Genomic DNA, 14,510 nt, shown 5'->3' on the forward strand with positions numbered 1-14,510 from the left:
GTCGTCTTAAATAGTTATTTACAGCAATTTGAATGGACATTATACTAACTGCCTAACTTTGAGGAAGAAAGTATGTCTATCAATAATAACGCGTTAAGTACCTACCGGCTTTTAAAAGCAACTGCCGAAGTAGCTGAAAAATCATTAGAAGGTCGTATTCAGCACTATCGTGCTCATCTTAAATCAGAAGAAAAAGAATTAAGAACTTATACGCAAAAAGCAGCTGCCGATTTATTAGGTTGTAATAATCGTACTTTAAAAAGACGTCATGACAACGGTGACTTTGATGATTTAAACATAAAACGCGGCGCCAATGGTCATTATGCTTACACATTAGTAAACATTTTTGCTATGGCTGATATTATGGATATTAAACCAGATCATCGTACTGGTGATGACAAACTGCAAGTTATTGTCATTAATTCTCTCAAAGGTGGCTGTGGCAAAACAACCAGCATGGTTAATATTGCAGCAGCGCTGGCAACTACAAATATTAAGCGCTATCGCATTGGAATAATTGATTTAGATCCTCAAGGCTCTTCTTCAAGCTTTTTTCCTTCAAGCGAGCATGACCCAATTACTGTTGGTGATTTAATGCGTGATTGTATAGATTTAGATGAGGGCGAAACATGGCCTGAATTTGTTTCAAACTCATTTTTACCAACGCATATCCCAAATATTCGTGTACTACCATCAGGTATGGACGATTTTTATTTTGAGCACGAAACTGCAACATTACTCAAAGACACCTCAAATTATGAGCAAACTCGTCATTACCATAAGTTACTTGAAAAAGTAATTAACCCTGTTAAAGACGAGTTTGATATTATATTAATAGATACAGCTCCAACTCTTAACTTTATGTTTTATAATGCATTAATGGCTTCTACTGCGATGCTTATTCCTGTTCATCCAGAAGCTGTAGACTTTGATGCTAATAATAAATATTTAAAACGACTAGGTGAGATTTACCATACCGTTGCGGCACTTGGCCATGAGGGATGGGACTTTATGCAGTTTTTAGTTACCAACTATGTAAAAGGTAATCACTCACAGCGCGATATTGTTAAAGATGTTCGTAGTGCATTCGGTCGCCAAGTTATGAGTTACCCAATCAACCACAGCTCGGCGATTACTGCTAGCTCTTCGTCTTTCAATACTATTTTTGATCAAAAAGCGTCAGACAGCTTAGCAAGCCGTGAATCACTAATGCGCGCTCAAGAAAATATTAAAGATGTGGTCGATGAGCTAGAAATGCTTATTCGTTCAAATTGGCAGTCAACTCAATCAACACTCAATACCCCTAAGTAAGGATGTTAAATAAAAATGGCTAAAAAACGTAAAAATGACACCCGCTTAGATCCTTTTGCAACAGCTGTAGGAAGTAGTAGCCTTGACGCATTACTTGAACAAGCAAATGCTGGTGATGTAATTCGCATGCCAGCACCGAGCGATCCTGAGCGCCAAATTACACTTATTTGCAAAGTGATCGCACACGCTGACATTGAATCTACAACTGGTGTATACGGTAAAAATCGCCGTGTACAAGCACTTCTTAACGAAAAGTCAGTATCGGATATTTTACCTGCCATTGCAGAGGATGGCCGTAATCAGCACCCTGCGTTACTTTGGGATCAGGGTGATAAAAGCTTAGTCTTAGCGGGTTCTCGCCGTCGTATGGCCTGTATTTTAGGTAACGCTGATTATTTAGTACTTAGTTCAAGTGACTTTACTGAGCAAGACGCTAAAATTTTAGCTGTATCTTCAGATCAATATATCGCTCCAAGTTTATGGGAGCTGGGACAAGCTTACCAGCAAACTAAAAATGAGCTTATTGAACAAGGTAAAAAAGGATCTTACAGAGAGATTGCTGCAATTGAAGGTGTATCACACACCGCCATTGCTGATGCTGTTAAAGCGTATGAACAAATACCTGCTGAAGTTATTGCGCTCTACCCTACTGCGAATCACGTTGGTCGCGAAGTGGCTAAAAAGCTCATGAGCGCAAAGGAGAGAGACCAAGAGGCGTTTAATCAACTTGTTAGTGACTTAGCTAGCGATGAAGAGCTAAACGCCATTACAAGTGACGACAAGCGTGCAATGGCAATCACCAAATGCCTAACTGCTGAGCCTCAAGCTGCTGTTAAGCGTGAAGCTGTACTTGAAAATAAGTTTGTATCGGTACAACGCAATTTAAAAAGTGGTGATGTGTCTATCAAAATTGATAATAAAGTGATGACAGACAAGCGCTTAGAGCAATTAACTAAGTTATTAAGTGCCTTTAATTAGTTAGTTAAATAATGATCTGTCAGACATATATACTTAGTTAAATACTGATCTGACAGATTGTTTTGTTAGTAAAAATCTGATCTTTACTAGCCTAATCCTACCTTAAATAATCATATTTCCTCTTCAAGATCACTTTTTTACTAACTAATCGCCCCCTTTTAGCTATTTGCTCTTGGTTTATTATTATTGTTAGTAAAATTGTGATCTATAACGTGTCGTTTAATCTTTATATTTGTATGTAGTGCCTAATATTTTGCGAAATTTTATACTCATTTTTACCTATAAACCGATTTTTTACTAAGCTATCAGCTCCAACCAGTTTATATCTTGTTAATAGTGCTTTAGCTCAGAGCACATAAGGCATATACTGGCAGAATTATTTTTAAAATTTAATGCTTAGAGTGACATGTCTGCTAACTTATCAAAAAATGATTTAATGGCTATTTTTGAAGAAATTAAAAATGAGCAGGCTACCCAGTTTCCTCTTTCTGAACGCTTTATTAAAAAACTTTTCCGCGAAAATGTCTTAGATAAAGGCAAAGAGTACTACAAGAAAGGTCAAATCACCTGGCTAGAGCATACCCCTAATTTTTCTGTTGTAGACTCTACCGTGCAAGTGGATAACGGATCATCATTTAACCAACGTATTGAGATCAGTAAAGTACCAACTGGTTATTCTGTTGATACACACTGTTCGTGTAATGCAAAAACCAAATGCCGACATTTAGCTGCTATTTTGTTTAAGCTTAAAATAGAGCACTCTGGTGAATACGGTGAAGATTACTTCATTAATGATTGGTTTAGTGAATTAAGCGCTCTTAAAAGTGGTGATCAACATACACCCTCGCAAGTATTATTATTTGTATTAGATATTGAAAATAACAAAGTATTTTTAACACCTAAAATAGCTAATTTTGAGACTAAAAAGAATTACACGTTAGGCCGAAACCTCACTGAGCAGCAGTTAAATAGTTTCGTAACGCCAAATGATTTACTCGAAAGTGATTTTAGATTATTTAGTTGGATACGTTCACAAAATGCAGTAGGAAGTATTGAGCTAAAAGGCCAATGGGGCTTTAGTGCCCTACAACAATTGATAGCTACTGAGCGCTTGTTTTTTCAGCGCTCTCGCGTGCCAATTAAAGCGCAATCTGGCCAAGCATTGAGTTTTAGTTGGGAGCAAGATAAAGATCTATCACAATTAGTTATTAAGCTCGAGCAAACCCAAAACTGGGCTTTATTAAAAACAACACCGCCTACTTACCTCGATTTAGATCATTTAAAAGCGGGTCGTCTTCGTACACCATTGAGTGCAGACGAAATAGCGCATTTACAAACTATGCCTGCTTTGCATGACGCTAATTTTGACAGAATATACAAACAACTTGCAGATAACTTTGGTGCAGGTGTTATACCGCACCCTACTAACTTGCAGCCAACGTTACCTAAGCTATCTAGTAATGCTGTTTTAAAAGTAACAATGGGCGAGCAAGGTTTATCACTTTCGCTGTTATTTAAGTATAAAAATAAAAACTATTTAGCTGGTTCTGCCCCAGCAAGTACTATAAATAGCGCATTTGAAAACACCGTAACTAACGAGCTAATCAATCTAGGGTTTGAATTTTGTAAAGGGGGTTTACAAAGTGAGCTTGTATTTACAAAGCAATCTCCTATCCATTTGCATTGGCTAATATACGAAGTATTTCCTGGCTTTAAGCAGCGTGGTTGGCAAGTCAGTGTAAGTAAAGTAACAAGCCCTAATCCACAATGTGAAGTGAGTTTACATGTACACCGTGCAGCAGGGCATCAAATGCACTGCAAAGTATTGTTGTGTGACGCAAAAGCAGCGCTGTTGTTTACTAATGCTGATTCGCTTTATCAGTCATTGAATCGCCAAAGTGAACTGTTTTATTACTACCCGCTTGGTCGTCAATTTGGGGTTATTAATAAGTCTGCCATTAACTTATTAAACGAATTTAAAGAACGCTTTGAATTTGTAAAAACACGTGACGAATTTAATATTCCGCTTTCGTATTTACCTGAACTAGTAAAGCACACAGCTATTAATGTAGAGCTTCACGACGATTCACTTGAGCTATATTTACAAGAGTTAAATAATACCGATAAGGCAATGCCTAAGGTTTCATTACATGGCTTAAATGACTCTGTAACACTTCGTGAGTACCAACAGCAAGGCGTTGATTGGCTTAGCTTTTTAAAACGTCATCAATTAGGTGGTATTTTAGCTGACGACATGGGGTTGGGTAAAACACTCCAAGTTATTGCATTTTTAGCGAGTACATTTAACCGCCCTCAAGCAGGCCCTACACTTATAGTGTGCCCAACTAGCTTGGTGAGTAATTGGAAAAACGAAATTACTAAGTTTGCTAAAAGTTTAAAAGTAACCACTATTTTTGGATCAAACCGTAACGATCCTTTACAACACTTAGCACAAGCACAATGCATTCTTACTACATACCCGCTTTTAAAGCGTGATATTGCATATTACTCGCCATTATATTTTGAAAATATAATCCTCGATGAAGCACAATACATTAAAAACGATACCGCACAGGTCTCACGATTAGTTAAACGCTTAAATGCCGACTTTAAACTTTGTTTAAGTGGTACTCCAATCGAGAATAATTTACTTGAGCTTAAATCGTTACTCGATTTTGCTATGCCATCGTTACTTGGCTCTCAAGCCCACTTTAAGCAGCACTTTCAAACACCTATTGAGCGTGAAGCTGATATGCAGAGGGCTGAGCAGTTAAAAGCGTTAATTATGCCCTTTATAATGCGCCGCGCTAAAGCACAAGTAGCGCAAGAGTTACCTGAAAAAACAGAGCTTACAAAAGAGTTTGAGTTTGAGCCTAAGCAAAAAGAAATGTACCAAGGCATTACACGTTCATTAGAAGAGAAGCTAATAGACTTATTTGCCGAACAAGGCGCACAAAAAAGTAAGCTTGCATTTTTAGAGGCGCTTTTAAAGTTAAGGCAAATTTGTTGCCACCCTAAATTAATAGATCCACATACTCAAGCAGGCTCTGCTAAGCTTGAATGGTTAACAACACACTTACCGCTTATGCTAAGCCTGGGTCGTAAGATTATTATATTTAGTCAGTTTACATCGGCACTCGATTTAATAGCTCAACGCCTTGAAGAAATAAACATTAACTTTAGTATGCTTACAGGGCAAACGCGTCAACGAGATAAAGTAATCGACGAGTTTACCTGTGGTAAAACATCCGTGTTTTTAATTAGCTTAAAAGCCGGTGGAACAGGCCTTAACTTAACACAAGCAGATACTGTTATTCATTTTGATCCATGGTGGAATCCCGCAGTAGAAAAGCAAGCGACTGATAGAGCCTACCGTATTGGTCAAACTAATCCTGTATTTGTTTATAAGCTCATAATGAGTAACTCAATAGAGCAAAAAGTATTTAAAATGCAGCAAGACAAGCAAGCTCTTGTTGATGCATTATTTACTGATAAATCAATGAGCTTTACAAAGTTTGATGAGCAGCAAATGTTGTCTTTAATTAAAAACTAAAAAAGATCTAAAAAGTTTTGATCTTTTTATGAACTTAATTAAAAAGCGGACGTCTATCATTATGCTTGTTGATTAATTGCAGTTAACACAAGCATCATGTTGATTTCCCATTTAGTTACTAATTTTAGTAATGATTGAGCCTGCCCATTTTGAGTTGGCTTTTTTTATGTCTAAAATTTAGCGCGCAGCACTTATTTTAAAAGTTTTTTATTTTTTTATGAACTTAATTCAAAAAGACGCGTCTACTATTATGCTTGTTGATTAATTGCAGTTAATACAAGTTTTCATGTTGATTCCCTATTTAGTTACTAATTTTAGTAATGATTGAGCCAGCCCATTTTGAGTTGGCTTTTTTTATGTCTAAAATTTAGCGTTCAGCACTTATTTTAAAAGTTTTTATTTTTTTTGAACTTAATTAAAAAAGACGCGTCTACTATTATGCTTGTTGATTAATTGCAGTTAATACAAGTTTTCATGTTGATTCCCCCTATTTAGTTACTCATTTTAGTAATGATTGAGCCAGCTCATTTTGAACTGGCTTTTTTTATGCCCATAATTTGATTTGTTTAAATCAACCCAAATAAAAATAAATGATCTTCCGCAAATTAATTTGAATTAATTATTTTGTTATCCGGTCTACTCTAATGCCTGTTGTTATATAGCCTCACCTAATAATATTAGTAATATTTGACCAGCTTATTTTAAGCTGGTTTTTTTATGTCTGTAATTTCTTAACTCCCCTACTTCTGTTGTTGGTTATTGGTTATGATGGCATGTCTCTAAATTTTATAAGTTTATTTTATGCTCACTCAAGTACTCACTAATATTGATTGGCTAAGCGCTGGTGCTGGTGTTGCTTTAGGCGCCCTATTTTACGGCGCTGTATCAACACGGCTTCGCAAAAAGCTACATCTACAAATAAGCGAACAGCAGCAACAGCTTTCCCTGTTACAAAACCAATTTGATAATAAAGAGCTGCAATACAGCGCCTTACTAGAAGATCATGAACTGCTAGAACATACTCACCAAGAGCAGCGCGATGAAGCCCAGCATTTTAAAACGCGTTTTAGCGAACAAGAAAAACAAAGCATCCAATACAATCATTTTTGGCGTAAAGCCGAAGGCGAGCTGGCAGCGCTTCGTGAACAATATAATCAGCGCGATGTTGAATATAATAATATGCGCACTACCCTTGAGCAAAAACAGCAAAACTTTAGCGAGCAACTCGCGCAAATTGAGCAAAGTAAAAATACGCTCAAAAAAGAGTTTGAAAACCTAGCCAATAAAATTCTAGAAGAAAAATCACAAAGCTTTAAAACCTTAAATCAAGAAAGCATTGAGCAATTATTAAAACCAGTTCAAGGCGAGCTAAAAGGCTTTAGAGAAAAAATGGAATCAATGCACGTTGAAGACATAAAACAACGGACTGCGCTTAAAACCGAGCTACTGCATTTGCAAGCTAAAAGCCAAGCTATAACAGATCAAGCCGACAAGCTCAGTAACGCCCTACAAGGGCAAAAGAAAACCCAAGGTAATTGGGGCGAGCTTATGCTCGAAAACGTATTAGATAGTGCTGGCTTACGTGCAGGCGTTGATTATAAGCGCGAAGTGTCGTTTAACACTGAAGATGGCCGCTTGCGCCCTGATGTAGTTGTGTACTTACCACAGGGTCGCCACTTAGTTATTGATGCTAAAACTTCATTAAATGCCTATACACGCTACGTGAACGCTGAAAATGATCTAGATGCTAATCAAGCAATTAAAGAGCATGTAAACGCCGTTACAGCGCGTATTAATGAACTTGCGAGTAAATCGTACGACCGCTTACCAGGTATTAACTCGCCAGAAGTAGTGGTTATGTTTGTACCAATAGAATCAGCTTTTGTAGAAGCACTCAAATATCAAAGCGATATTTACCAACAAGCAATCGAAAAAAATATACTGGTAGCTACACCCACTACCCTGCTTACTAGTTTAAATATTGTTAAACAGCTTTGGCGTTTTGAAGAGCAAACCAAATATTCAAAAGAGCTGGCAAGTCGAGCGGAGCGTTTTTATAACAAGCTCAATGGTTTTTTATTGAGTATGGAAGGCGTAGGTAAGCAGCTTGATAAAGCGAAAGAAAGTTATGATAAAGCATTTTCGCAGCTATACCGTGGTAAAGGTAATTTAATTAAACAAGCATCAGAGTTTAAAGAGCTAGGTGTGTCGGTACAAAAAGAGCTACCTAGTGAGAGCGTAGAACGTGCCCAATTAGAGTTAGATTAACTCTGATTTATTTTTTATTTAGTTTATGTAAGTTAAACCTTAAGGATATTTATGAATAATAAGATTGTAGGAATTGTTTTAATCGTTATAGGTATCGCTTTAATTATGTGGGGATACGACGTGTATGATGCGGCGGCTTCGCAGCTTAGCCGTGCATTTAGTGGCGACACACCAATAGAAGCATGGGCGGGTATTATTGGCGGTACCATCTGTGTGTTAATTGGTATTAAAAAGCTCAAGTAACCTGAACTTGAATAATAGCTCTATTTAAGCAGCTATTTTCAGCGCTAACTACGTTGAATTTAGTTGTAATAGTCTGCACTGCACAGTGTTACTAGGCAAGATAAAACTCTTACAGGGCTTGCCAGCAATGGCATTGTGAAAGAGACAAATACGTCGTGTATTGCAAGGCAAACCTTTAATAATAAACGTTTTTGTAATATTTACCCCAATTATTTCAACTGCGCTCGGTTAAATTAGCCAATTATTGCCGCAATCGCTTTGCTAGTGAGATTATTTGTGCACCTTTAATTTATTACGGTTTTGTCTACTAATTTGTACACATCTAATAAATGTAACCATTTTATGTTGTATAAATGAGTATTAAAGCGTGCACCAATTTGGAAGTATGCTTTTTTATCAAGCTATTAAAGTGCACTGTTTTGTGCATTTAAAAGGACTATACGAGTAAAGAAAATAATCTGTTTTAAATGTTAATTCAAACGTCTGTTCAGTGTTTGTTAATTTAACTATATTATTGATAGTATTGGTATTTATTGTCTTTGTCTTGCTTGGGTTTGGTTGTTATTTATACTAGCTTATAGCGTAGATATTTAACCTACTCAAGGAGAATAGTCACATGGTATCTCGCAGAAATTTTATTAAAGCAGGGGCTGCTTTAAGTTTAGGCTCTATTTTTAGTGCTTCAGCTTTGGCTGAGCAACTAAAGGTAAAAATGTCTAACGGCAGTGTTATGCAAACTAAAGGATCAATAGATAAAAGCGCTGCTCTACCCACAAACGATGTTACTAACGCTAAGCATTACCGGCCGGAATCAAGAGTGGGCTTGGGCGGCCTTGCCGCCGGGAATGGCTTTAATACTATATCAAGCGATACAGAAATTTTAACAATGCTAAATGCAGCATGGGATTCTGGTATTCGTCATTTTGATACGTCACCTTTTTACGGTTTGAGTTTAAGCGAAAGGCGCTTCGGTGATTTACTTCGAAACAAAAAACGTGAAGATTATGTTTTATCCTCAAAAGTAGGCCGCCTTCTTACCCCTTCAGCAGAGCCTTTAGAAAACAGTTGGCATTGGGCTGATCACTCACCGTTTTATTATAAGTATGATTATTCAGCCTCAGGCACGCGCCGTTCAATAGAAGATACTTTGCATCGTATTGGAGTAGCTTCACTCGATATTGTCTATATTCACGATTTATCACCACAAAACAGCGATATGGGAGATGACTGGCTTAAGTATTTTGATCAAGCGGCTAAAGGTGCTATTCCTGAGCTGACTAAAATGCGTGATGAAGGAATAATTAAAGGCTGGGGTTTTGGAGTAAATACACCTCATGCTGTTTATAAAGCGCTTGATATGTCAGACCCTGATATTTGCTTACTAGCGCTGCAGTATTCAATTTTAGATCACAAGCAGGCACTTGATAAAACCTTTCCTATGCTTGATAAACGAGGTATTTCAGCGGTCATTGGTGCGCCGCTTAATGGTGGTTTTTTAGCCGGTCGTAATCGCTTTAATTACTCGCCTAAAATTCCAGGGCCTATGCAGCAAAAGTTTAATGCAATAAGCGACATTGCATCTAAACATGGGATTGATATTAAAACAGCTGCACTGCAGTTTGCAGAGGCGCCTTCAACGGTATCCTCAATTATTCCTGGGGCACGCACGGAGGAGCAAATTAAAGCTAATGTAGCCTCAATGAAAGTTACCATACCAAGCGAATTTTGGAGTGAGTTGAAATCTAAACAGCTTATTGCACAAAACGCCCCCATACCTACATAACAAAATAGGTGTGCCATTTATACCAATCCGCAATAATACTTAATCATTTTTCGGGGCTAAACGTGTCGCTACCTGTGTTTAAAAAATTTTCATTTACGACTGCATGGATGCAGAAGGTAGAGCAATGCAGGAGCAATTGCCGAGAACAACTAAATCGCGAATTTTTTGCCTAGCTATCAACACGTTTTTCCATCCTCAAAATAGATCACTTAATTAAGCGAATTGGTATTACTTGGCGCACCTATGCTTAATTTTTTAAGCAACGCTTGAGAATAAGTGAGTTGATTGTTGAGTGCTTGTATAAGCCCAATTAACACACTCTTGCGCTAAAATCGCGATGGTATCTAAACATGTACCGGGTGAATTAAATACTTGTTCATTTAAAACTAGCGGTATTTCGGTGCAACCAAATAGTACTGTATCGGCACCGTGGGCTAGCATTAGCTCATAACTTTGTTTTAAAAGATTATGTCCTGAGGTTAAATCTCCTGACTAAACCGCCGTTATACCTTGCATTATAAATGTTTGCTGCTGCTCGTTAGGCTCAATAAATTCAATATTGTGCTTACTAAATGCCGTCTGATATATCCGCATATTGAGCGTGGCTGTGGTCGCTAATATCCCTACCTTACGTTTGCCCGTTGCCTTTGCGCGCTTAATAACGCTTTGTACAATACTAATGGTATGCACATCAGCATTTTTCGTTAGTGCGTTGTACCAATAATGCGCGGTATTACACGGTATAACAATGCAACTTACACCTAAGCTAGTAAGTTGGTTAAAACCCTTTTTAAGCTCAAAAAATGGATTTTCATCTTCTATACCCATTAAAAAATTTGTTCTGTCAGGAATTTGCGGGATATTCCTTATAAACATAGGTATGTGCTCTTGATCATTCTTAGCAGGTGATAACGCAATTACTTGATTCATAAATGAGGCGGTAGCTAAAGGCCCCATTCCTCCCAATACTCCTAGTGTTCTAAGCATTGTTATATTCCGATAAGTTGTTACTGTATGGGTTAAATTTATCGTGTTTTTTTTGTTTTGAATAATGCTATTATTTTACTGCCCATGCTTAAATTGCATATCTTGAGTGAGTATTATGAATATAGAGAGTAAATGGTTAGAAGATTTTTTGGCCTTATCTAATACAAAAAGCTTTTCGCAGTCCGCAAGGCTTAGGCATATAACGCAACCTGCTTTTAGTCGACGAATTAAAGCATTAGAAGAAGCCGTAGGTGCAGAGCTAATAGATAGAGAGAACTTACCAATTACACTTACCTCAAGCGGTAAAATATTTCATATAACAGCGCGTAATCTAATAAACCAAATGAATAACTCAGTGAGTATGTTAGAAGAACTCTCCTCTGAAGAAACTCACTCAGTAAAGGTTGCTGCAGCGCACTCATTAGCTACGTTTTTAGCGCTAAAACTGTCGAACTTTCATAGTAAAAGTGATCGCAAAGTAGTCCTCAATATAGAAGCCATTGATGTTGATAAAGCCACAGCTACGCTCGAACAGGGCGCATGTGACCTACTTATTGCTTTTGATAACGAACGATTAAAGTTACCTCCGTTTAGTCATCAAAAAATAGGCAGTGCAGAGTTATTGCCAGTGAGTGCCTGCAATGCAAACGGTAAGGCAATATACAATTTAGAAAGTGATGGGTTTGTACCTCACTTAGCTTACAGTTTAGATTCTTATATGGGTAGGCAGTTAGAGCCGATAATATCGGGCTCTAAACTTAAAAAAGTATTTGTATCGTCGATGACAGAGCTTTTAAAAATACAGGCTTTAGAGGGTAATGGCATTGCTTGGTTACCAAACTATGTCATTACTAAAGAGCTAAAAGAGAAAAGTTTAGTTGTAGTTGGCCAAAAGCATCATTGCGTACCTATTACATATTATGCGTATCGGTACCATGCAGCGCTTCACCCTGGCGGCGAGAGCGTCTGGAATAAATTAAAAGAGCTAAATGTATAACGCAAAAATTTACTGTAAACCCCCATTACAGTAAATGGGCGTTATTAATTTAACGCGCTCACAGTAATATGAATCTGTATTTTAATTATATTCCTATTTTATTATGGATTTTTACTTCCATAATAATTGGGTGTTTTGTCCTTTTTTTTAATTTGCTTAGATAGTGACGAATTATCCATATCATGCAGTGCTGCGGCTTTGGCAAATGAGCCTTGTTGCACTACATCTACAAATAACGTTAATTGATTAGTTATCGACATATCACTCTCCTAAATCCCAGTAAGGTGTATCGCCATAATAGCCACTTGCAAAATCAACAAACGCACGTACTTTACTGGGTAAAAACTGCCTATTAGCGTATACCATGTAAAGCCCCATTGGCTCGGGTTCGTAGTCATTTAAAATGCGCACTACTTTACCTTGAGCCAGTGCTTCCCCTGCTATAAATGTGGGCTGCATAGCAATACCACCACCCGCAATGGCTGTATTTAGTAGCAAATCACCATTGTTAGCCACAAAGTTACTTTCAAGCTTTAGCTCGCTTTTTAACTCATTAACCCCAAATAATCGCTTTGTGGGTTCGCTGTGGGAATAGCGTAAATAGTTATGTGACTGTAAATCTAAAAGCGTTTGTGGCGTGCCATGGCGTTTTAAATAGTCGGGTGACGCAAACACCGCTAGGTGTATAGGTGCAATTTTTTTAGCTATCAACGTTGAGTTTTTTAATACACCAATGCGCAGAGCAATATCAATACCCTGCTCTACTATATCTACATATTGGTCTGTGAGCCGTAAATCTAACTTTAAATTTGGATACTGCTTTTGAAAATCAATCAACAAGCCTGCTAAATGCTTTGTACCAAACGACATAGGCGCACTAATACTAAGCAAACCCGATACATTTTCGCTTAAGTTATTGAGTGAGTTTTCCATGTCTTCAATATCAATAACCACCTGCTGACAACGCTGATAATACTGATTTCCAGCCTCTGTAACACTTACTTTTCGCGTTGTACGGTGTAATAAACGCGTGCGTAGATTATCTTCCAGCGCAGAAATATATTTGCTGACTAACTGCGGCGAAATATCGAGTTTATCGGCCGCTTTTGAAAATGATCCTTCTTGCACGACGGCTAAAAAGGTCTTCATGGTGGTGAGTTTATCCATCTTTAACAATACTTTGTTGATAATGTATAAATAAGTATCATATTTATCGTCAAATTAGAAACTTATATAGTGTTTATAACACGTCTATTTGTTTAAGGTTTTAGTATGACTCAGCCAGCTTTATTTATATCTCACGGTTCGCCAATGATGGCTGTACAGCAATCGGCTACGTCAGATTTTCTTGCATCAATAGGTCAAACGCTTAGTAAACCACGAGCTATTGTGGTGTTTTCTGCCCATTTTGATGAAGCGCACGATATAGTTATTACATCAGGAGATGCGCCGCATACTATTCACGACTTTTATAACTTCCCCAAGCCCCTGTATGAAATTCAATACCCAGCACCAGGAGACCCTAAGCTTGCTAATACTATTAGTGAGTACTTTTACAAAGCGGGTATTAAAACGGTGCAAAATGCAGATCAAGGATGGGATCATGGTGTGTGGATCCCGCTGCGCTTAATGTACCCAGCAGCTAATATTCCCATTGTTCAGGTGTCTATTAACACGCGTTTGGGCGCTCAGGCGATGTATAAATACGGGCAGTTACTTGCACCACTGCGCTACGATAACGTATTAATTATTGGCTCGGGCGGTATTAGTCACAATCTACGTGAAATATTTAAAAACCCTGCTACACCTAATCGTGTTCAAATGGTTAATGAGTTTACCCATTGGGTTGAGCAAAAATTAATAGCGCAAAACACCCAAGCGTTACTTAACTATTTAAATGAAGCACCCCATGCTTTATTTAATCACCCTACCCAGGAGCACTTTTTACCTCTTTTTGCAGCGCTTGGAAGTAGTGACGGTAAAGCCAAAAAAATACATGAGGATATAGAAATGGATATTTTAGCGCTTGATGCATACAAGTTTTATTAATTTTCATCAGTACGATGCAAGTACTTAGTGGTTTATTTAATCAAAGTGTAATGGGGGTTTACGAAGAGGTGTTGGGCTAATCCTTTTGGGGAGAATATCACCCGAACTCCTTTTGCAATTTAACGCTTTGCTAAGGGGCAATTAGCAGTTGGCTAAACTTGCGCGAAGCGCCAAGCCAACTGTTAATTGTCCCAGTGAGTTTACGAACGAACTTGAGCAACTTGTGTACGCCCGACATGGGCATTGACTTATGAGGTGAAAGTCCTCTGTAGGAAGATCACCGTTTAAATAACACACTGTTATTAAACGATAACTACTAGCGAATGGCAAGGGCTAAATCG

The 14,510-nt window shown here is 37.8% G+C and carries 12 protein-coding genes; 8 read left to right on the forward strand and 4 right to left on the reverse strand.

Features of this window, described 5'->3' with window-relative positions:
- Window positions 1-72: 72 nt before the first annotated feature.
- The 6 genes from I6F10_RS13360 to I6F10_RS13385 all read left to right on the forward strand — a co-directional run bounded on the left by I6F10_RS13360 (window position 73) and on the right by I6F10_RS13385 (window position 10,136).
- Window positions 73-1,311 (forward strand): AAA family ATPase, encoded by a 1,239-nt coding sequence (locus tag I6F10_RS13360; protein ID WP_024596524.1) that lies wholly within the window; start codon window positions 73-75, stop codon window positions 1,309-1,311.
- 15 nt (window positions 1,312-1,326) lie between these two features.
- On the forward strand, window positions 1,327-2,289 hold the full coding sequence (locus tag I6F10_RS13365) for a transcriptional regulator (RefSeq protein ID WP_024605352.1): 963 nt from the start codon (window positions 1,327-1,329) through the stop codon (window positions 2,287-2,289).
- A 406-nt stretch (window positions 2,290-2,695) separates the two neighbouring features.
- Window positions 2,696-5,842, forward strand: a complete 3,147-nt coding sequence (locus I6F10_RS13370) for a DEAD/DEAH box helicase (protein WP_165743963.1) — start codon at window positions 2,696-2,698, stop codon at window positions 5,840-5,842.
- An 801-nt stretch (window positions 5,843-6,643) separates the two neighbouring features.
- On the forward strand, window positions 6,644-8,110 hold the full coding sequence (gene rmuC / locus I6F10_RS13375) for a DNA recombination protein RmuC (RefSeq protein WP_024596527.1): 1,467 nt from the start codon (window positions 6,644-6,646) through the stop codon (window positions 8,108-8,110).
- A 51-nt stretch (window positions 8,111-8,161) separates the two neighbouring features.
- The gene (locus tag I6F10_RS13380) at window positions 8,162-8,353 is read left to right on the forward strand and encodes a DUF3185 family protein (RefSeq protein WP_165743964.1); all 192 of its coding nucleotides are present in this window, start codon (window positions 8,162-8,164) and stop codon (window positions 8,351-8,353) included.
- Between the two features lie 616 nt (window positions 8,354-8,969).
- Window positions 8,970-10,136, forward strand: a complete 1,167-nt coding sequence (locus I6F10_RS13385) for an aldo/keto reductase (RefSeq protein ID WP_165743965.1) — start codon at window positions 8,970-8,972, stop codon at window positions 10,134-10,136.
- Window positions 10,137-10,391: 255 nt separating this feature from the next.
- Here I6F10_RS13385 and I6F10_RS13390 read toward each other — a convergent pair whose 3' ends face one another.
- Window positions 10,392-10,577 carry an aspartate/glutamate racemase family protein gene (locus I6F10_RS13390; protein ID WP_197098969.1) on the reverse strand — a complete coding sequence of 62 codons (186 nt, stop codon included), beginning with the start codon at window positions 10,575-10,577 and terminating at the stop codon, window positions 10,392-10,394.
- Between the two features lie 51 nt (window positions 10,578-10,628).
- Window positions 10,629-11,123 (reverse strand): aspartate/glutamate racemase family protein, encoded by a 495-nt coding sequence (locus tag I6F10_RS13395; protein ID WP_197098970.1) that lies wholly within the window; start codon window positions 11,121-11,123, stop codon window positions 10,629-10,631.
- Between the two features lie 115 nt (window positions 11,124-11,238).
- Here I6F10_RS13395 and I6F10_RS13400 point away from each other — a divergent pair, with 115 nt between their 5' ends.
- Window positions 11,239-12,120, forward strand: coding sequence for a LysR family transcriptional regulator (locus tag I6F10_RS13400; RefSeq protein ID WP_165743966.1), 882 nt, complete (start codon window positions 11,239-11,241; stop codon window positions 12,118-12,120).
- A gap of 101 nt (window positions 12,121-12,221) precedes the next feature.
- On the opposite strand, the gene I6F10_RS13405 is transcribed toward I6F10_RS13400, so the two are convergent.
- Both I6F10_RS13405 and I6F10_RS13410 read right to left on the reverse strand, forming a co-directional pair.
- Window positions 12,222-12,380 carry a helix-turn-helix domain-containing protein gene (locus I6F10_RS13405; protein WP_231619959.1) on the reverse strand — a complete coding sequence of 53 codons (159 nt, stop codon included), beginning with the start codon at window positions 12,378-12,380 and terminating at the stop codon, window positions 12,222-12,224.
- A 1-nt stretch (window position 12,381) separates the two neighbouring features.
- Window positions 12,382-13,287, reverse strand: coding sequence for a LysR family transcriptional regulator (locus I6F10_RS13410; protein WP_197098971.1), 906 nt, complete (start codon window positions 13,285-13,287; stop codon window positions 12,382-12,384).
- A 105-nt stretch (window positions 13,288-13,392) separates the two neighbouring features.
- Between I6F10_RS13410 and I6F10_RS13415 the strand changes: the two genes are divergently transcribed.
- The gene (locus I6F10_RS13415; RefSeq protein WP_165743968.1) at window positions 13,393-14,169 is read left to right on the forward strand and encodes a DODA-type extradiol aromatic ring-opening family dioxygenase; all 777 of its coding nucleotides are present in this window, start codon (window positions 13,393-13,395) and stop codon (window positions 14,167-14,169) included.
- Window positions 14,170-14,510 lie beyond the last annotated feature (341 nt).

Source organism: Pseudoalteromonas sp. SWYJZ98, from assembly GCF_015864495.1.
Classification (GTDB): Bacteria; Pseudomonadota; Gammaproteobacteria; order Enterobacterales; family Alteromonadaceae; genus Pseudoalteromonas; species Pseudoalteromonas distincta.

What these genes read in the sequence shown, in the direction of transcription:
- I6F10_RS13390 (WP_197098969.1), bottom strand. Translation starts at nt 10,577, where the DNA reads ATGCTAGCCCACGGTGCCGATACAGTACTATTTGGTTGCACCGAAATA.
- I6F10_RS13400 (WP_165743966.1), top strand. Translation starts at nt 11,239, where the DNA reads ATGAATATAGAGAGTAAATGGTTAGAAGATTTTTTGGCCTTATCTAAT.
- I6F10_RS13380 (WP_165743964.1), top strand. Translation starts at nt 8,162, where the DNA reads ATGAATAATAAGATTGTAGGAATTGTTTTAATCGTTATAGGTATCGCT.
- I6F10_RS13385 (WP_165743965.1), top strand. Translation starts at nt 8,970, where the DNA reads ATGGTATCTCGCAGAAATTTTATTAAAGCAGGGGCTGCTTTAAGTTTA.
- I6F10_RS13415 (WP_165743968.1), top strand. Translation starts at nt 13,393, where the DNA reads ATGACTCAGCCAGCTTTATTTATATCTCACGGTTCGCCAATGATGGCT.
- I6F10_RS13405 (WP_231619959.1), bottom strand. Translation starts at nt 12,380, where the DNA reads ATGTCGATAACTAATCAATTAACGTTATTTGTAGATGTAGTGCAACAA.
- I6F10_RS13370 (WP_165743963.1), top strand. Translation starts at nt 2,696, where the DNA reads ATGTCTGCTAACTTATCAAAAAATGATTTAATGGCTATTTTTGAAGAA.
- rmuC (WP_024596527.1), top strand. Translation starts at nt 6,644, where the DNA reads ATGCTCACTCAAGTACTCACTAATATTGATTGGCTAAGCGCTGGTGCT.
- I6F10_RS13360 (WP_024596524.1), top strand. Translation starts at nt 73, where the DNA reads ATGTCTATCAATAATAACGCGTTAAGTACCTACCGGCTTTTAAAAGCA.
- I6F10_RS13410 (WP_197098971.1), bottom strand. Translation starts at nt 13,287, where the DNA reads ATGGATAAACTCACCACCATGAAGACCTTTTTAGCCGTCGTGCAAGAA.
- I6F10_RS13365 (WP_024605352.1), top strand. Translation starts at nt 1,327, where the DNA reads ATGGCTAAAAAACGTAAAAATGACACCCGCTTAGATCCTTTTGCAACA.
- I6F10_RS13395 (WP_197098970.1), bottom strand. Translation starts at nt 11,123, where the DNA reads ATGCTTAGAACACTAGGAGTATTGGGAGGAATGGGGCCTTTAGCTACC.